This is a genomic window from Micromonospora sp. NBC_00389 (assembly GCF_036059255.1).
GTDB lineage: Bacteria > Actinomycetota > Actinomycetes > Mycobacteriales > Micromonosporaceae > Micromonospora.
The window spans coordinates 6,034,727-6,051,450 of sequence record NZ_CP107947.1 but is presented as its reverse complement, the minus strand read 5'-3'; the positions used below and the strand labels follow the sequence as shown (position 1 = coordinate 6,051,450).

The window sequence follows — 16,724 nt, the reverse complement described above, 5'->3', positions numbered from 1 at the left end:
CGCGGCGTTAGGATCGCGCGCATGACCGAGCAGCCCGCGCCCGCCGTCCGTCAGCTGCGCCTTGTGGTGGAGGCAGCGGACTACGAGGCCGCCGTCGCGTTCTTCCGCGACGCGCTCGGCCTGCCTGAGCAGGCGGCGTTCAGCGGCGAGGGTGACGCCCGGGTGGTGATCCTGGACGCCGGCCGCGCCACCCTGGAGATCGCCAACCCGGCGCAGAAGCGCATGATCGACGAGGTCGAGGTGGGCCGACAGGTCGCGCCCCGCATCCGGGTGGCCTTCGAGGTGGACGACGCCCGCGCGACCACCGCCCGTCTGGTTGCCGCCGGGGCGAACGAGATCGCGCCGCCCACGCGTACGCCCTGGCAGTCGCTCAACTCCCGCCTCGACGCCCCGGCTGACCTCCAGATCACCGTCTTCCAGGAGCTGCGTACGCCGGAGGAGCGGACCGGGGCGGACGGCTTCGGCACCGGACGTGACAGCGACGACTGAGCCCGGTGGGCCTCCCGCCGTTGCTCTCACTGCAGCGCAGGCGGCGGCGCTGGCGTACGTGCGGTCGCTGGCGTTTGCCGAGCGTCCCGCAGCGCTCGCGGCCGTCGCTCGCGAGCTGGCCGCGGCCGACGTCGGCCACCAGCCGGACGAGCTGTTCGCCGCGGTCGTCAGGTACGGCCGGCTGACCGTCAACTTCCACCCCGACCGGGTGTGCGCCGACGGGCGGATGGTTGCCGCCGCGCTGGCCGCCGACGGGGTCTACCGCAGTCAGTTCGTCACCGGGATCTCCAACGGTGGCCTCAGCGCGTTTCCCGGCGGTGACCGGGACAGCTGGGAGCGACGGATGTTCGGCGGCGCGTACCAGCGCCCCGGGGCGGCGCCGGCGCATCGACCCACGTACGGCGGCCTGAACCTGCTCGACCATCCGGACGGCGCCTGTCCCCGCTTCGGCTCCTGTCACCTGCGGCTGCGCCCGGCCGTGCTGGCCCGCGCCACCTTCTGCCTTGGCGACAGCCACCTCGGCCCCCGGACAACGGGCACCGCCGACGTACTCGAACCGGTGCTCGCCGCGCTCCTGGCCGGCACCGTCGCCACCGGCGAATGCCTGGGACGGGCCGGGATGGACGTCGGCACACTGGTATGGATCCTGCTGGGCGGGCCGATTGTGCCCACCACGCCGCCTTCGGCCGGTCGGGCGCTGGACGACTACGTGGAGGCCCAGATTCACGGCACCCTCGACCTCGCTCGGGACGTCGAGGCGCTGGTGGTGGACCCGTCCTTCGCCGGCACCCGGGTCGGCGCGACGCTGGAGCTGATCGCCCGGCGGTACGGCTTCCCGCTGCGGTGGCACCCGGGCTTCGCACTACCGGTCGATCGGGTCGATCCGGCGTTCCGTGGCCCGGCCATCCCGGTGCTGGCAGCTCGGCTGCACCGCGAGTTCGCCCGGCCGGGCGAACCGGTGGAGGCCGCGCTGATCGGTCGGGCAGCGGCCTCGGTGGTCGCCGAGCCGGACCGCTGGGCGGACCGGGGACCGGCTGCGGTCACCCTCCAACACCTCAAGCAGCTCTGGCACGTCGTGGTCCGGTACGGCGCACCGCACGCCCACTGACGCCGCGATTGTTCCGCAGGTCACGGGCGTCCGGTTTCGCCCGGCCTGCCCACGTCCGGGTCGTCCACGTCACGACCGTCCGGTGCGCGGAGTGACCGGGGCCGCAGCTCGCCCGGGCCATGGCATTTCCGGAATGCCCGACACGTGAACCTGGTTGTGTCCCCCGTACCGCCGGAGCCCAAACCCTTTCCGCGGTCATCTCCCGAGGAGTGTTCACCCCGGAGCGCTCCGCACGATCGAAAGGGCAACCATCGTGAAGGTCGACTTCACTCGATGGCTCCCCGCCATCGCTAAGGATTCGTACCGCAAGACCGCGCTGAGCGTTGTGGGTGTTGCCGCCCTCGGCGGCCTGGCGCTCGCACCGACCACCGCGGCAGCCCCGGTCACCTCCGGGCCGCACCAGGGCGCTGTCGCCGCCATCGACCTCGCCACCGGCAACGCCGCCACCTCGGCACGCCAGGAGGAGCAGCCCGTCGAGTCCGGGCTGACCACCGGCTCCGCCACCGGCAAGCCGCCGGCCGGCAAGCCGAGCCGCGACGAACTGATCCCGCACGGCATCGAAGGTGCCCAGTCGCGCATCCCGCTCGACGACGCGCAGCTCGACAACGCCAAGGCGATCGTCGACGCGGCCAAGAAGACCGGCGTCGGCGACCGTGGCGCGGTGATCGGCATCGCCACCTCGCTGCAGGAGTCGAAGCTGTACAACCTCGGCCACCTCGGCGCGTCCAACGACCACGACTCGCAGGGCCTGTTCCAGCAGCGCCCGTCGTCCGGTTGGGGCACGCCCGAGCAGATCACCGACCCGGAGTACTCCGCCACGGCGTTCTTCAGCGCGCTGAAGAACGTGGGCGGCTGGCAGGAGCTGCCGCTGACCGCCGCCGCGCAGACCGTTCAGGTCTCCGCCTTCCCGTACGCGTACGCGCAGTGGGAGGAGCAGGCTGCGGACGTCGTCCAGCAGCTCTGGTGACACGACAGCGCTAACGCACGCCGGCCGGTTCCCGAGAGGGGACCGGCCGGCTTCGTCGTGCCTGGGGTCAGGCCAGCGGCGCGACCTCCTTGCGCAGCTTCGCGGAGCCGGTACCCACCGACCAGCCGGCAACCCAGCGGCTGGTGCTGGCCGCGCGGGTCCGGTCCGCCAGGTGGTACCAGTCCATCCGGCACCGCTGCCGGGTCACCTCCAGCACGCCGTAGCCGTGCCCGTCCAACTCCGTCCAGCGCACGTGCGGGTTCGTCGAGCGGAGCAGCCCGGCGCCGAGCGCGCTGAGCGCGTTGCCGGCCGGCAGACCGAGGAAGTCGTTGACGTTGTCGCTCGTCACCGAGGGCACCACGAACTCGGCTGCGGCCGGGTTGGACGGGCCCGTGGAGCGAGTGGTCACCTCGTTGGCCCAGGAGGTGTGGATGTCACCGGTCAGGAACACGACGTCGGTGGTGCCACTGGCCCGCAGGTGGTCGACCAGCTCGTTGCGGTCGGCGTTGTAGCCGTCCCACTGGTCGGCGTTGAGCACCGCCCCGTTCTGCGGGATGCCAAGCAGGGTGCCCAGCGGGCCGAGCAGCCAGGCGGGCAGCGCCCCGACGTCGACCCGGGCCATCATCACCGGGTTGCCAACCAGCTTCCACCGGGTAGTCGACGCGGCCAACCCCGCCTTGAGCCAGGACATCTGCGCGTCCCCGGTGAGGGTGCGCCCCGGGTCGTCCACCGCCGCGCCGGACGTCTGCTGTGAGCGGTACGAGCGCAGGTCCAGCATGGACAGTTCAGCGAGCCGCCCGAACCGCAGCCGCCGGTAGATCGCGCCGTCCACGCCGGCCCGCACCGGCATCCACTCCAGGTACGCCTGCCGGGCCGCCGCGAGCCGGTCGGCGTACGTCCCCTCAGTGCCCGGCGTGTGGTTCTCCGCGCCGCCGGACCACTGGTCGTTGGCCACCTCGTGGTCGTCCCAGGTGATCACCCAGGGCAGCGCCGCGTGCAACGCCTGCAGGTCCGGGTCGGTCTTGTAGAGCGCGTGCCGGATCCGGTAGTCGGCGAGGGTGAGCACCTCGTGCGCCGGCCGCACCGCGCGGACCACGGTGCCGCCCGCGTCGAACTCCCCGGTGCCGTACTCGTAGAGGTAGTCGCCCAGGTGCACCACCAGGTTGAGATCGCCGCGCTCGGCCAGGTGCCGGTACGCGGCGAAGAACCCGGCCTCCCAGTTGGCGCAGGACACCACGCCGAGGCGCAGCCGGTCGATCTCGGCATCCACGGGCGGCGCGGTCATCGTGCGCCCGGCCGGCGACCAGCCGTCGGCGTGACCGAACCGGTACCAGTAGGTGGTCGCCGGGGCCAACCCCGTCACCGCCACCTTCACCGTGTGGTCCCGGCTCGGACCGGTGTGCTGCGTCCCGGCGGCCACCACCGCGGTGAAGTCCGGGTCGGCAGCGACCTGCCAGGTCACGTCGACCTCGGGGCCGACGCCGGAGCCGGGCTGCGCCCCGGCGGTCGGGGTCAGCCGGGTCCAGAGCAGGACGCCGTCCGGCAGCGGATCGCCGGAGGCGACCCCGTGTCGAAAGGCGCCGTCGGCTGCTTGGGCGGGGCCGCTGCCGGCGAGGGTGGCGCCGGCCAGGACGGCGGTGCCGGCGGACGCGCCGGCCATGCGCAGGAGGGTACGACGGTCGAGGGTGTTCGTCATGGTCTATGTGTTTACCGTCGACAGTGCCCGCTGCGCTGCCCCGGTGACGCTTGTTCGCCGACCAGTTGACGGCGGTTCCGTTTGGCCAGCCTCATGGTCAGCACGCCGGGTACAGACGGCGGGTGCCGACACCGGCGGCGTACGCGGCCCGGTCGCTGAACCGGCAGCCGTAGTCGGGATGCGCCACCACCGCCGGATCGGTCACCGTGTCGCCGGCCGGGCGTTTGCCGGTGCGTACCCAGGACATCAGGTCGTCCCAGGCGGCGCCCGCCTCGGCCGGGCTGAACTCGCAGTGCTGCGTTGCCCGGATGGCCCGCTGCACCACCAGCTTGCTGCGGCCGTGCCGGGCAACGTCGGTGGCGTAGGCCTGCTCCATGCTGAACGGTACGAAGAGGTCACCGAGGCCGTGCAGGCTGAGCACCGGCGCGGTGGGCCGGCCGGCGATCCGCGGCACCTCGGTCAGTGTCGGCAGGAGCCGCTGCCGAACGTTCTCCGGGGCGATCCGCGGCACGGTGGCGTTGACGTTGACCGGGCTGTTCGGGCTGTAGCGGGTGAGCAGGTTGGTGGAGAGTTGACCGGGCCGTTGGGCGGGGGAGTCGCCACCGCTGGTCACGCTGATCGAGAAGAGGAAGTCCTTCCAGACCGCGAACGCGGCGTCCGCGCCGGGCCTCGGCCCGCCCGAACGGTTCACCGTGATCGCCCGCAACTGCTTGCCCCGGTCGGTGGTGGTGTCCGGCCCGGTGGGGGTGAGCCCGGCCAGGCCGAGTGCCACCTGGATCCGGGGCACGGCGTTGGTCAGGTAGTCGGCCGGCGTGGGGTAGGCGGGCACCCCGCCGAGGGTCTGCGCGACCAGGTTGTAGTCGAGGTAGAAGTCGAGCAGAGTCTGGTCGCCGAGCACCCCGCACATGGGCAGTGCCCCGTCGTAGTAGCCGGGGTACTGCTCCAGCGAGCGGCCGATGACGTACCCGCCCATCGACACCCCGGCGAGGTAGGTGTGGTGTGGCCGGCGGACTGTCCGTCCGAAGTGGTCGGCCAGCTCCTTGGTCCCCAGCACGCCGGAGCGGATGTCGAAGCCGTTGCGGTCGTACGAGGACGACGCCCAGGCGTACCCCTGCTCCAGCAGCCGCTGGCGCAGCCCGAAGCCGGGCGGCTCCGGCGAGAGCACCGTGCCCTGGCCACGGTAGCCGTGCGCCCACAGCACCAGGTCACCGTTCCACCGGGCGGGGACCTCGATGATGTACCCGGCGTGGCGGTGTACGCCCTGACGTACCGTCGTCGGTTTGCCGGCCACGACCAGCGGCGCCAGCGGCGGATTCTCGATGGTGTAGCCGGGCAGCGGCTGGTTGCCCCCCGGGTCGCGGTCGGCGGCGCTGGCCGGCAGCGATGCAGTCGGGCCGACCGTCAGGGTCAGCGTCGCGGTGGCGGCTAGGAGGCGGCGGAGGGTACGAAAGGGTGAGGACAGCATCGTGCTCCCCATCGGACGGATGTCGCCCCGGGGGCGACCAGGCGGGACGGATGCCTACCGGCCGGTAGCGCCCTGAACCTAGGACTGCCGTCGACCAGAGTCAATGGCTACGCTGACCGGCCAGTCAGGGCGGCTCGGCTGCGCGGCTCGGCTGCGCGGCCCGGCTGTGCGGCCCTGCGGATCGGTCGGGTTGACTGGTCGCCGTGGACGAGTCGATCTGGGAAGCGGCGCGGGCGTCGCGGGGTTGGTTGGACGCGGCGAACGGCACCGGGCAGACCGAGCTGACCTGCCGCATCCTCAAGCTGACCGAGGAGGCGGGGGAGGCGTCGGCCGCCTGGATCGGTCTGCTCGGGCAGAATCCGCGCAAGGGCGTCACTCATACCCGCGAGGACGTGGCGGCGGAGTTGGCCGATGTCGCCTTCACGGCGTTGGTGGCGATCGAGAGCCTGGGGCTGGATGCGAGGACGGCGCTGGACTCCTGCGCTGCCAAGGTCCGCTCCCGACTCGCGGACTGACCGGTGTGTCCTGGTCGCCGGCTGCGGTCCCAGCCCGAGCCGTCGTCTCCCGGTCGGTCGCTGTTGTTGGCGTGATACCTGTGAGGCATGAATATGCCCGTGAGGTATCACCGGTGTTGCCGACTCCGGGCCGGGTCGCGAGGTTTCGGGGTGATCGACTCGGTGTCGGCGATGTCGCGGTTTCCCGCCGCGGTGATGCCCCCATGTCGGTGATCTGGAGTTGACCATGGCCAGCCGGCCCGGGCTGGCGCCGGGACGGTGGTCGAGCGCGCGTCGAATGGCCGGCTGACGCCGGGAGCGGTGGCCGACCGCGCCGAATGTCCGGCTGTGACGGGAGCGGTTGTCGAGCACGTCGATTGTCCGGCTGACGGTGGGAGTGGTGGCCGAGCGCGTCGAATGTCCGGCTGTGACGGGAGCGGTTGTCGAGCGCGTCGAATGTCGGCTGACGCCGGGAGCGGTGGGCGCTCCGGGCACCGAATGTCCGTTATCGGGGCTCTCTGGTGTGTGACTGGCTGCACCCGTGCGGTGGAATGGGGGCCGGCCCGGGGTCGTTACATACCCTGACGATCGCAGTACCACGGCCCGCCGCCCCGACCCCCCGGGGTTGGAATGCCAGGCCTGGCCCGGTCGTTTCAGATCCCCGAACGACCGCACCAGGCACCTGCTCGACCCGGTGCCAATGCCGGAATGACCTCGGCCTGCCGGTCGTTGCAGATCCCCTGAACGACCGCCCCCGCGCCCCGCTCGACAGGGTGCTGGCGGATGGGCCAGCCCGGAATGATGTCGGCCCGGCGGTCGTTACACACAGACCCGGCGCCACGAGCCCCCCGCTTGTAGGCCGCCGAAAAGACTTTCCCCCTTGTTGTTTGTTAGCGCCGGACGAGGTGCTCGCACCCGTGATGCCGATCCCCCGGTCGGTTTGGGTGTTTACCCCCGTGAAGGAGCTACCCCCATGAACACGATCATGCGTAAGAGTGTGCTGTCCGTTGCTGGTCTGGCCTTCGCCGGTGGTGTGTTCGCCGGTCCGATCGCCGCTCACGCCGCCACCCCCGTCGACGGCAAGCCCGCCGCCGTGGCCGTGCAGACGGCCAAGCCGCAGGGTGAGCAGTCGCGCATCGACCTGAACGGTGAGCAGACCGCCAACGTGAAGGCGATCATCGCCGCGACGAAGAAGGCTGGTCTGCCGGAGCGGGCCGCGGTCATCTCGATCGCGACGAGTCTGCAGGAGTCGAAGCTGGAGAACCTCGGCCACCTCGGCGACATGAACGACCACGACTCGCTGGGCCTGTTCCAGCAGCGGCCGAGCTCGGGTTGGGGTACGCCGGAGCAGATCACCGATCCTGAGTACTCGACCACCGCGTTCCTCAAGGGTTTGAAGCAGGTTGACGGGTGGCAGGACATGCCGCTGACCGACGCCGCGCAGACCGTGCAGGTGTCGGCCTACCCGGACGCCTACGCCCAGTGGGAGAAGCAGGCCACCGACCTGGTCGGCCAGTACTGGAACAGCTGACCCCAGCACCGCATGAACGAACCGCTGGCCGGCACCCCCAACCCGGGGTGCCGGCCAGCGGCGTTCTCTGGTCGGCGACCACGCGCGCCGGAAGTGAGTGGGTGAGTGGGTGAGGTGCACCCGACCGCGCTGCGACCGCGGGTGGGAAGCGCCGTTGGCGCGGGTGGGCGCGAGCGTACAGTCGGGCGGTGGAGCGTACTGAATCAATGCTGGCGGAGACCCGCCCGCCCGGCGTGGCCGCCGTCGATCCCGGCAGCGTGCTGCTTCCCGGCCACGACGTGCCGCTGGGCCGGTACACGACCGTCCGGCGGCTGCTGCCGCAGCGCCCGCGGCGGATGGTCGGCGCGTGGTGCTTCGTGGACCACTTCGGCCCGGACGACGTGGCGGAGCGGCCCGGCATGGAAGTGCCGCCGCACCCGCACACCGGCCTGCAGACGGTGACCTGGCTGCTGGACGGCGAGATTCTGCACCGGGACAGCCTCGGCAACGTCCAGCCGATCCGGCCCGGTCAGCTGAACGTGATGACCTCCGGGCACGGGATCGCCCACTCCGAGCGGTCGCCGGCCACGCATCCGCCGGTGATGCACGGCGTACAGCTCTGGGTGGCGTTGCCGGACCCGGCGCGGGCCGGCGCGGCGGACTTCGCCCACCACGCCGACCTGCCGCGCTGGCGTGAGGGCGAACTGGACGTCACCCTGCTGGTCGGCGAGTTCGCCGGTGAGCGGTCCCCGGCGGTGGTGCACACGCCACTGGTCGGTGTGCAACTGGAGCTGAGCGGGCCGGCGCCGACCACCCTGCCGTTGCGGCCCGACTTCGAGTACGCCCTGCTGACGATGAACGGCTCTGCCGAGGCGGGCGGGGTCGGGTTCGAACCGGGGGCGTTGCTTTACCTGGGTTCCGGTCGCCGCGAGTTGACCGTGCGGGGCGGGGCCGGGGCCCGGTTGCTGTTGCTGGGCGGGACGCCGTTCGACGAGCCGCTGGTGATGTGGTGGAACTTCGTCGGCCGCTCGCACGAGGAGGTCGTGGCTGCCCGGGAGGACTGGATGGCCGGGCGCCGCTTCGGCGTGGTCGCCGATGATCCCGCGCCGCCGTTGCCGGCGCCCGCCCTGCCCACCACCCGGCTGAAGGCCCGCGACCGCACGGGTGGCCTGCACGGCTGACGCCACGTTCCGGCCGGGCCGGAAGCGCCGGCCGCCGGTGGGCGGCCAGGTGGTGGGTCGGGCAGCCGGCGTGTGACCGACGGCGGCGCGGGTAGTCGCCGACATGGCGACCAGTTTGATCACTCCCATGGAGGACCGGAAGCGCTTGGCCCGCCGGCTCGCCGGCAGCGGACGGGGCTTCGCCGAGCAGTACGGCTTCCGGGTCACCAACAACCCGGCGAGCCTGTTCCAGGTGCTCTACCTCTCGGTGCTGCTGGCCCGCCGAGGCGACTTCCGTCGGGCGTTGGACGGTGCGCGGGCACTGCGCGACGAGGGGTGGGACAGCGCCGCCCGGCTGGCCCGTTCCCTGCACCAGGACCGGGTGCGGGTGCTGCGCGACAGCGGCCAGCGCGGCGACGTGGACGCGCTGGCCGACGTGCTGGGCGACCTGGCTCGCACGGTCGTCGAGCGGTACCGGGGCGACCTGCGGCGGTTGCGCGCGATGGCGCACCACGACCCGGCACGGGAGCGGGCGCTGCTCGCCGAGCTGCCGGGGGTGGACGGCCAGGTGGTTGACCTGTTCCTGCGCGAGGCGCAGGCGCTGTGGCGGGAGGTGGCCCCGGTGGCCGATCGGCGGGCGTTGGCTGCGGCCCGCCGGCTCGGGCTGGGCCGGTCCGCGGACGACCTGGCCGGGTTGGCCGGCGGTGGGGAGTCGGAGCGGCTGGCCTGGCTGGTGGGGGCACTTGCCCGGGTCGACCTGGAGCACCGGTACGCGGAGGTGACCGGACGGCCATGACGTGCGCTGGCCCACAGTTAGCCAAAATCTGACCGTACGGAGGATGTTCTGTCGTATGGTTGGACCCGGCAGTGCTGGCCGCTCGGTTCGAGCGGGCATCCACCGCCTGGTGATCGCACCCGGTTCGGGAGCGGTTCACCGCCTGGGCAGGTTTGCGTGGCGCCCCCGGTCGCGGTTCGTGGCCCCGGGGCGCCCGCCTGTCCCGGCGCTCCAGCCCACCGCCCGTGTCGCATCCGGGGTCAGGTCGGGCGGGCACTCACTTTCACTTGGCCAGACCGGCCAGCAGGTTCACCGTCACGGCGATGATGAACGCGCCGAACAGGTACGCCAGCAGCGAGTGCCGTAGCGCCGTGCGGCGCATCTCGTTGCTGGTCAGGTTGGTGTCGGAGACCTGGAACGTCGTCCCGATGGTGAACGCCATGTACGCGAAGTCGGAGTACCGGGGCGGCTCGGACTGGTTGAAGTTCACCCCGCCGTCCGGGCCGGTGTAGTAGATCCGGGCGTACCGGGCGGCGAACACGGTGTGCACCACCAGCCAGGAGAGCAGCACGCTGAGCACGCCCATCCCGCCGTACAGTTCGCGGACCGGCCCGGGCGGCGCGGAGTGCGCGCTGGCCAGCACCAGCCCCACCGCCAGCAGGCTTGCCGTGCAGGCGATCAGGAGCACCACGTCACGGGTGGCCCGGTTGGAGTCCGCGTACGAGGCGACTCGGGAGGTCCGGGTGGCGTCCAGCGGCCAGAGCCTGCGCCAGACCAGCCCCAGCCAGCTCAGGGCCGCCGCGTCCCAGCCGACCAGCGGGGCGAGCGGTGGCGACACCACCACGGCGAAGACACCACCGGCGACGGCGCCGACCACCCCCACCAGGACGAGCTGGAACGCGGCCGGGGTGTGCCCGTCCGGTGGTCGGGACAGCGGACCCGTGTTGGTCATCCGCGCCGCCCGCGCGGCAGAGTTGGGGCCGCCACCGCCGGGTCAGATGCCGCGCAGGTGCTGCGAGACCCGGTTGGGCTTGTTGTCCCGGGCCTGCGCGGCCCGCTGGGCGGGGCCGACCTCGGGGGCCGCCTCGATGCCTGCCGACCGGGCCACCTCGGTGCCGTTGGCGTAGTCCACCGGCGGCAGGGCGCGCAGCGCCTTCAGCACGTCCGGCGGGGCCCCTTCCCGCTCGGCCTCGCGGACCACGTCGGCCTTCTTGGCCGGGTAGTCCAGGCTCGACAGGTACTGCAGGACCTCGGTGTAGCTCGCCATGGCAGGAGCTCCCTCGGGGCATTGATGTGGTCACGACCGGCGGCGGTTACCCGCCCGCTGCCGGGTCACGCCCGCTCCGGCGGAGGAATCGGTGCCGTTTCCGCCTCGTCGCCGCGGGTACCCGCAGGCGCCGGCGCGAGCCCGACCCGAGGGAGTACGGGATGAACTACGACACCTTCATCGACCAGGTTTCCCAGCGGACCAGGGCACCGTCCGAGCGGTCGGTCGAGCTGACCCGGGCCGTGCTGGAGACGCTCGCGGAGCGGTTGACCGGTGGCGAGGTGTTGGACCTGGCCGTCCAACTGCCCAAGCCGTTGCAGTTGGTGCTGAAACCGAGCCCGCGCACCGAGCAGGCGGACCGGTTCGGGGCGGCCGAGTTCGCCGCTCGGGTCGCGCTGCGCGCCGGTGTGGACGAGCCCGCCGCCCGCGACGCGGTCCGGGCGGTCTTCACGACCCTGCGCGAGGCGATCAGCGGCGGGGAGTTCGACGACGTGGCGACCCAACTGCCGCGCGACTACCGGGACCTGGTCGAGCAGGCCATGGCCCCGGGCGCGACCCTGCGTCGCGGCTGACGGTGGCTCTCCGGTAGTGCACAGCGGTTGGCCAGGGCAACCACCTATGTCCGGTTTGGCATGGCGATTGAGCCTGGCCTAACCTTGTCGTGCGAGGGGAGTACTTCCCACGAACCATTCCGGTCAGTACGGCGCGCCCGGCGCGCCTCGGGTGGTTGTCCACCTGTCGGTGGGTGAAGGAGACCTCGAACATGACACGGTGTTCGAGGAGGCCCCATGACCGAAGTGTCGTATCTGTCTGCCGCGAGTGAGCTGACGACGATCGGCACGCCCACTCTGTGGGTGGTGACCATCGCCGGCGTGCTCCTGCTGCTGGTGCTGGACTTCCTGGTGACCCGCCGCCCGCACGAGGTCTCCATGCGGGAGGCAATCGGCTGGTCAGCGTTCTACATAGCCCTGCCGCTGGCATTTGGTGGCTGGATCTGGGCCCGCTACAGCTCCGAGCTGGGCGTGCAGTACCTGACCGGCTACCTGGTGGAGAAGTCGCTCTCCGTCGACAACCTCTTCGTCTTCATGCTGCTGCTGGCCGCGTTCGCGGTGCCGGCTGTGCTCGCCCAGCGGGTGCTCCTCTACGGCATCGCCGGTGCGCTGGTGCTGCGGGCCGTCTTCATCGCCCTCGGCGCGGCCGCGTTACAGACCCTCGACTTCGCCTTCCTGCTCTTCGCGATCATCCTCATCGCCACCGCGGTGAAGCTGCTCCGCGATGCCCTCTCCGGGCATCAGCAGGAAGTCGACATCAACAACATGCGTGCCGTGAAGCTGCTCCGCAGGTTCATGCCGGTGGTCGACGAGTACCACGGCACCCGGATGACCGTCCGGCAGGGCGCGAAGCGGGCGCTCACCCCGTTCGCCCTGGTGGTGGTCGCGGTGCTCGCCACCGACGTGGTCTTCGCCGTCGACTCGGTGCCTGCGGTCTACGGCATCACCGAGGACCCGTACCTCGTCTTCGCCACCAACGCGTTCGCCCTGCTCGGTCTGCGTGCCCTCTACTTCGTCCTGCACGCGGCGCTGAGCCGGCTGGTGCACCTCAGCTACGGCCTGGCCATCATCCTGGCGTTCATCGGTCTCAAGCTGGGTCTGCACTGGGCGCACGGAATCTGGGACAGCGTTCCGCAGATCCCTACCCTGGCCTCGCTCGTTGTGATCATCGGCGTGTTGGTGGTGGTCACGATGACCAGCCTGCGGGCCACTCGGGGTGGTCAGCCCGAGGACCGCGAGGTGGTTTCGGAGCGGCACTGACCACGCCGCGCCGGGGCGATGAGGGGGTACGCGGGAAAGCTCCCGCCCCGGCCGACGCGGGTGGTACGACTGTGCAATGGGAATCGTGTCACCGGGCTTCCAGGGCCGGCCCCGCTCACAGGAGCCGGCCCTGCCTCCTGGGCAGTACCTGACCGAGGACTTCCCGGTGCTGTCGGCCGGCCCGACGCCCCGGGTGTCGCTGGACACCTGGGAGTTCGTCATCGCCGCGGAGAACGGCACCGAGTACCGGTGGTCGTGGCAGGAGCTGATGGCGCTGCCGCAGGAGACGCCGATGGTCGACATCCACTGCGTCACCCACTGGTCCAAGCTCGGCACCACCTGGCAGGGCGTCTCGCTGGACGTCCTGCTGGACGGCGTCGACACCGGCGCGCACTTCGCGCTCGCGCACTCCTACGGCGGGTACAGCACCAACCTGCCGCTGGACGACCTGCGCGGCGGCCGGGCGTGGGTGGCGCACACCTTCGACGGAGCGCCGCTGCCCGCCGAGCACGGTGGGCCGGCGCGGCTGCTGGTGCCGCACCTGTACTTCTGGAAGTCCGCCAAGTGGGTACGCGGCATCCGGCTCAAGACGATGGACGAGCCGGGGTTCTGGGAAACCGCCGGGTACCACGACTACGGCGACCCGTGGCGCGAACAGCGGTACCAGGGTGACTGAGCGCGCCGTGGCGACCGGCATCCCGGCGCGCACCCCGATCCGTTGGCAGGTGGGCCGGCTGGTGGAGCGCCGGGTCGAGACGCCGAGCGCGCAGACTCTGGTGCTGGAGGTGCCGGAGTGGTCGGGGCACCTGCCCGGGCAGCACGTCGACGTGCGGCTGACCGCGCCGGACGGCTACCAGGCGGCCCGGTCGTACTCGATCGCCGGGCCGGTGGTCGACGGTCCCGGCGGCCCGCGCATCGAGGTGACCGTGCAGCGGGTGCACGACGGCGAGGTGTCGCCGTACCTGATCGACGTCTTTGGTCCCGGTGACCCGGTGGAGGTGCGCGGACCGCTCGGCGGCTGGTTTATCTGGCGGACGGAGGAGACCGCGCCGGTGCAGTTGCTCGCCGGCGGTTCCGGCATCGTGCCGCTGATGGCGATGATCCGGGCGCGCCGGGCGACCGGCAGCCGGGTGCCGTTCCGGCTGGTCTACTCGGTGCGGACCCCGGACGACGTGATCTACGCCGACGAGTTGCGCCGCCGCGTCCGCGACGACTTCGGGCTGGACGTGGCGTACGTGTACACCCGCGAGGCGCCCGAGGGCTGGCGCGGCGAGCCGCACCGGATCGGCCTGGCCGACGTGAACACCCACGGCTGGCCGCCGGACCTGGAACCGCTCACCTACGTGTGCGGTCCGACCGGGTTCGTGGAGGCCGTGGCCGACCTGCTGGTGGGACTGGGCCACCCGTCGCGGCGGGTGAAGACCGAACGCTTCGGCCCCACCGGCTGAGCCCGTCGCCCACCCAACGCCGAGGAGACCCGATGACCGAGATGTCGTACCTGGACGGCAACATGCTCGACGGCCCGCTGCGCGAGCTGTTCGCCGTCGACCTGAGCACCGCGACGGGTCGCTGCGATAACTGCGGGATGACCGGCTCGATGGCCAGCCTGCACGTCTTCTCGCACGCCCCGGGCCTGGTCGCACGCTGTCCGTCCTGCGAGGAGGTGATGCTGCGGCTGGTCCGCGGGCCCGACCGGGCGTGGCTGGACCTGCGCGGCACCACCTTCCTCCAGGTGCCGATGCCGATGGAGCAGACGTTCCCCGGCCCGCTCTGACGCGAGGCGGGCCATCACCGAGCGCGGCCTCTTCAGACGCGGAGGAGATCGTAGGCCCGCGCGAGATCATCCGCCCAGGCCGAATTGTGGTCACGCTCGAACGCACGGTACAGCCGGTCGCGGGTCGTGTCGCGACGTAGCCAATCGCCAAGAGCGCTCGGCTTCTGGGCCGCGAAGTTGAGTCCGTTCACCGTCTCGGCGAGGTGACGGTCTGCCGACGCGGTGAGCGTGACGTCCCAGATGTGAAGGAATCGGTCGATGCTCTCGCCGATGAGAAGGCTCGCATCGAGGAAGGTCACCGCGTCGAGGAACGACTCGAACCGGGACGGGTGGCCTGCCAGCACCGACCGCCACACCGCGTCGAGGTACCCGTCGACGGCTTCCTGCTCGACCTGTGGCCAGGTACGCCACTCCTCGTGGGAGAACTTGCCGAAAACGATGTGCGGGTCGAGCTCCCCTGACATGACCAGACGCTCGAGCAGCACCGGCAGCAGACTCTTCACGTCGTCGCGGCTGCCGACCGTATTGCCGAGGCTGATGGTCAGTGCGAACAAGTCGTGTTCGTCGACGAGAACCGAGCCCCGGCAATGCGGGCAGCCGTCCAGCACCCCCCGGCGCGGGTACCGGACGAACGCGTCCTGAACCCGCGTCATCGCGGCCAACAATTCGTCATCCACCGGTCGATCCTCGCATCCGCAACGGATCCGGCCCGGCCATCGACAGCGCCCGGTGTCAGGCGACCGCGAACGTGTGTCCGCGGGGCGAGGTCGACGGACCGCGTCGGTCATGCCCGCGACGCGGCGCCGCCCGGCTGTGTCAGGGGTGCCAGGCCGCACGAGGTCGCGAAACCCTCGGCCTCGATGCCGAGGGCGACGTTCGTACGCGCGGACTGGTTCGCCAGCGCGATCCAGGCGGTGAGTTCGACCAACGCCGGCACCCCGAGCTGCTTGAGCAGCCGAGCGGAGAGTTCGTCGGTGACGGCCGGTGGGGTCTGCGACATCACCTCGGCGTACTCCAGGACGTCGCGCTCCCGTGGCGTGAAGACGTCGGACTCCCGCCAGCGCGGCACCTCACGGGCCTTGGCCGCGTCGAGCCCGTCGTTGTGCGCCATGAAGTACCCCAGGTCGAGGCAGAACGAGCAGCCGATCAGGGAAGCCACAGCCATGTGGGCGTAGGACTTCAGGTCCTTGTCGCACTCGTTCCACTTCGCGGCCTTCTGGCTGAGGCTGAAGCCGAACTTGAGCACCTGCCGGTGGTGCCACAGCACTCCGAGGCTGTCCGGCACCTGGCCGAGCATCTTTCTGCTGAATCTTTTCAGGACGGCGCCGTAGAGGCCGGTGATCTCGGCCTGGGGAATCCGGGTGTTGCTGGTCATGTCTCCTCCTCGTCGGATGGGTCTCGGCATGGAGACACCGGCCGGGGTGGAGCTGTGACAGCACGCGCGAGGTCAGTCCGGTGGAGGCTGCCGCCGCTCGAAACGCTCAACCGGCCCGCTGCCCACGTGAGACAGTGGTTCATGCCGTTGAGCAGGTATCACGTGAGAACGTCGATCGCCGTGTCCGACATACAGCAGGCGATCGCGTTCTACGAAGGCAAACTGGCCCTACCGGTGCTGCGGTCCGGTCCCAGCGCCGCCATCGCCGACGGCAGCCGCGTCTATGGTTCCGGTGGCGGGCCGGCGCTGAATGTGTACCAGTCGGTCACTGCGGGGAAGACCCAGGCGACGCTGGCGACGTGGTACGTCGACGACCTCGACCAGATCGTTGACGAGCTCGTCGCGTCCGGCGTCGAGTTCACCCGCTACGACCAGTTCGAGCACGATGCCAAGGGGATCACCGCTCGGGCCGGCGGTGGACGTATCGCGTGGTTCCAGGACCCGGACGGCAATACCTTCGCCCTCGAAGCCGACGTCTGACGCTCACGGAGCGATAGCCGCGACTGGGCTCAGGCACAGCCGGTCGGGCACAATGCGTCGGTGTCAGATCTCTCTGGGCCGCTCGGCTACCGCCTCATCACCGGACCCGATGATGCTGAATTCTGCGCCCGCGTCAGCGGCCTTCTCGACCAGGGCTATCAGCTGTACGGGTCTCCGGCGCTGACCTTCAACGGTGAACGCGTCATCGCCGCTCAAGCGTTGGTGCTGTCGCGCTCCGTCGGCGAGGAATAGTCGAGGATCTCACCGCGCTGCTGACCTCGGCGGGGGAGCGC

General features: G+C 71.2%; 20 protein-coding genes. 14 read left to right on the top strand and 6 right to left on the bottom strand.

Annotation, left to right across the window (positions count from 1 at the left end; genetic code table 11):
- Positions 1-21 precede the first annotated feature (21 nt).
- The 3 genes from OG470_RS28715 to OG470_RS28705 all read left to right on the top strand — a co-directional run bounded on the left by OG470_RS28715 (position 22) and on the right by OG470_RS28705 (position 2,564).
- The gene (locus OG470_RS28715; RefSeq protein WP_328417229.1) at positions 22-489 is read left to right on the top strand and encodes a VOC family protein; all 468 of its coding nucleotides are present in this window, start codon (positions 22-24) and stop codon (positions 487-489) included.
- Entirely contained in the window at positions 473-1,597 is a 1,125-nt protein-coding gene (locus OG470_RS28710) for a DUF3626 domain-containing protein (RefSeq protein WP_328417227.1), read from the top strand. The genes OG470_RS28715 and OG470_RS28710 overlap by 17 nt, the downstream gene beginning before the upstream one ends.
- A 253-nt stretch (positions 1,598-1,850) precedes the next feature.
- Complete coding sequence (locus OG470_RS28705) at positions 1,851-2,564, top strand: hypothetical protein (RefSeq protein ID WP_328417225.1); 714 nt, start codon at positions 1,851-1,853, stop codon at positions 2,562-2,564.
- Between the two features lie 67 nt (positions 2,565-2,631).
- On the opposite strand, the gene OG470_RS28700 is transcribed toward OG470_RS28705, so the two are convergent.
- Both OG470_RS28700 and OG470_RS28695 read right to left on the bottom strand, forming a co-directional pair.
- Complete coding sequence (locus OG470_RS28700) at positions 2,632-4,260, bottom strand: alkaline phosphatase D family protein (protein ID WP_328417223.1); 1,629 nt, start codon at positions 4,258-4,260, stop codon at positions 2,632-2,634.
- A gap of 97 nt (positions 4,261-4,357) precedes the next feature.
- Complete coding sequence (locus tag OG470_RS28695; protein ID WP_328417221.1) at positions 4,358-5,725, bottom strand: hypothetical protein; 1,368 nt, start codon at positions 5,723-5,725, stop codon at positions 4,358-4,360.
- 203 nt (positions 5,726-5,928) lie between these two features.
- Here OG470_RS28695 and OG470_RS28690 point away from each other — a divergent pair, with 203 nt between their 5' ends.
- From OG470_RS28690 to OG470_RS28675, 4 genes are all read left to right on the top strand, one after another.
- The gene (locus OG470_RS28690; RefSeq protein ID WP_328417219.1) at positions 5,929-6,240 is read left to right on the top strand and encodes a MazG-like family protein; all 312 of its coding nucleotides are present in this window, start codon (positions 5,929-5,931) and stop codon (positions 6,238-6,240) included.
- Between the two features lie 952 nt (positions 6,241-7,192).
- Positions 7,193-7,750, top strand: coding sequence for a hypothetical protein (locus OG470_RS28685; protein ID WP_328417217.1), 558 nt, complete (start codon positions 7,193-7,195; stop codon positions 7,748-7,750).
- Between the two features lie 188 nt (positions 7,751-7,938).
- Complete coding sequence (locus tag OG470_RS28680; protein WP_328417215.1) at positions 7,939-8,910, top strand: pirin family protein; 972 nt, start codon at positions 7,939-7,941, stop codon at positions 8,908-8,910.
- Between the two features lie 103 nt (positions 8,911-9,013).
- Positions 9,014-9,685, top strand: a complete 672-nt coding sequence (locus OG470_RS28675; protein ID WP_328417213.1) for a hypothetical protein — start codon at positions 9,014-9,016, stop codon at positions 9,683-9,685.
- A 262-nt stretch (positions 9,686-9,947) separates the two neighbouring features.
- Here the strand turns inward: OG470_RS28675 and OG470_RS28670 are convergent, their stop codons facing one another.
- Positions 9,948-10,616 carry a DUF1345 domain-containing protein gene (locus OG470_RS28670; RefSeq protein WP_328417211.1) on the bottom strand — a complete coding sequence of 223 codons (669 nt, stop codon included), beginning with the start codon at positions 10,614-10,616 and terminating at the stop codon, positions 9,948-9,950.
- Between the two features lie 42 nt (positions 10,617-10,658).
- Entirely contained in the window at positions 10,659-10,931 is a 273-nt protein-coding gene (locus OG470_RS28665; protein ID WP_328417209.1) for a DUF2795 domain-containing protein, read from the bottom strand.
- A gap of 161 nt (positions 10,932-11,092) precedes the next feature.
- Between OG470_RS28665 and OG470_RS28660 the strand changes: the two genes are divergently transcribed.
- The 5 genes from OG470_RS28660 (at position 11,093) to OG470_RS28640 (ending at position 14,516) form a co-directional block, all read left to right on the top strand.
- Positions 11,093-11,503, top strand: a complete 411-nt coding sequence (locus OG470_RS28660) for a DUF2267 domain-containing protein (protein WP_328417207.1) — start codon at positions 11,093-11,095, stop codon at positions 11,501-11,503.
- 216 nt (positions 11,504-11,719) lie between these two features.
- Positions 11,720-12,742, top strand: coding sequence for a TerC/Alx family metal homeostasis membrane protein (locus tag OG470_RS28655; protein WP_328417205.1), 1,023 nt, complete (start codon positions 11,720-11,722; stop codon positions 12,740-12,742).
- 76 nt (positions 12,743-12,818) lie between these two features.
- Positions 12,819-13,418 (top strand): sulfite oxidase-like oxidoreductase, encoded by a 600-nt coding sequence (locus OG470_RS28650; RefSeq protein ID WP_328417203.1) that lies wholly within the window; start codon positions 12,819-12,821, stop codon positions 13,416-13,418.
- A 7-nt stretch (positions 13,419-13,425) separates the two neighbouring features.
- Positions 13,426-14,190 (top strand): ferredoxin reductase, encoded by a 765-nt coding sequence (locus OG470_RS28645; RefSeq protein WP_328426668.1) that lies wholly within the window; start codon positions 13,426-13,428, stop codon positions 14,188-14,190.
- 32 nt (positions 14,191-14,222) lie between these two features.
- Positions 14,223-14,516 (top strand): DUF6510 family protein, encoded by a 294-nt coding sequence (locus tag OG470_RS28640; RefSeq protein WP_328417201.1) that lies wholly within the window; start codon positions 14,223-14,225, stop codon positions 14,514-14,516.
- 32 nt (positions 14,517-14,548) lie between these two features.
- Here OG470_RS28640 and OG470_RS28635 read toward each other — a convergent pair whose 3' ends face one another.
- Positions 14,549-15,193 carry a hypothetical protein gene (locus OG470_RS28635; protein WP_328417199.1) on the bottom strand — a complete coding sequence of 215 codons (645 nt, stop codon included), beginning with the start codon at positions 15,191-15,193 and terminating at the stop codon, positions 14,549-14,551.
- A gap of 107 nt (positions 15,194-15,300) precedes the next feature.
- Positions 15,301-15,891, bottom strand: a complete 591-nt coding sequence (locus OG470_RS28630) for a carboxymuconolactone decarboxylase family protein (protein ID WP_328417197.1) — start codon at positions 15,889-15,891, stop codon at positions 15,301-15,303.
- 162 nt (positions 15,892-16,053) lie between these two features.
- On the opposite strand from OG470_RS28630, the gene OG470_RS28625 reads away from it, so the two are divergent.
- Complete coding sequence (locus OG470_RS28625; RefSeq protein WP_328417195.1) at positions 16,054-16,431, top strand: VOC family protein; 378 nt, start codon at positions 16,054-16,056, stop codon at positions 16,429-16,431.
- A gap of 60 nt (positions 16,432-16,491) precedes the next feature.
- A complete protein-coding gene (locus OG470_RS28620) occupies positions 16,492-16,683 on the top strand; it encodes a DUF1737 domain-containing protein (protein ID WP_328417193.1) in 192 nt (63 codons plus the stop codon).
- The last annotated feature ends 41 nt before the right edge of the window (positions 16,684-16,724 follow it).

Bases quoted from the DNA above. Each gene is read 5' to 3' on its own strand.
- OG470_RS28715 (WP_328417229.1), top strand. From the start codon at position 22: ATGACCGAGCAGCCCGCGCCCGCCGTCCGTCAGCTGCGCCTTGTGGTG.
- OG470_RS28700 (WP_328417223.1), bottom strand. From the start codon at position 4,260: ATGACGAACACCCTCGACCGTCGTACCCTCCTGCGCATGGCCGGCGCG.
- OG470_RS28695 (WP_328417221.1), bottom strand. From the start codon at position 5,725: ATGCTGTCCTCACCCTTTCGTACCCTCCGCCGCCTCCTAGCCGCCACC.
- OG470_RS28685 (WP_328417217.1), top strand. From the start codon at position 7,193: ATGAACACGATCATGCGTAAGAGTGTGCTGTCCGTTGCTGGTCTGGCC.
- OG470_RS28675 (WP_328417213.1), top strand. From the start codon at position 9,014: ATGGCGACCAGTTTGATCACTCCCATGGAGGACCGGAAGCGCTTGGCC.
- OG470_RS28670 (WP_328417211.1), bottom strand. From the start codon at position 10,616: ATGACCAACACGGGTCCGCTGTCCCGACCACCGGACGGGCACACCCCG.
- OG470_RS28665 (WP_328417209.1), bottom strand. From the start codon at position 10,931: ATGGCGAGCTACACCGAGGTCCTGCAGTACCTGTCGAGCCTGGACTAC.
- OG470_RS28660 (WP_328417207.1), top strand. From the start codon at position 11,093: ATGAACTACGACACCTTCATCGACCAGGTTTCCCAGCGGACCAGGGCA.
- OG470_RS28655 (WP_328417205.1), top strand. From the start codon at position 11,720: ATGACCGAAGTGTCGTATCTGTCTGCCGCGAGTGAGCTGACGACGATC.
- OG470_RS28650 (WP_328417203.1), top strand. From the start codon at position 12,819: ATGGGAATCGTGTCACCGGGCTTCCAGGGCCGGCCCCGCTCACAGGAG.
- OG470_RS28640 (WP_328417201.1), top strand. From the start codon at position 14,223: ATGACCGAGATGTCGTACCTGGACGGCAACATGCTCGACGGCCCGCTG.
- OG470_RS28630 (WP_328417197.1), bottom strand. From the start codon at position 15,891: ATGACCAGCAACACCCGGATTCCCCAGGCCGAGATCACCGGCCTCTAC.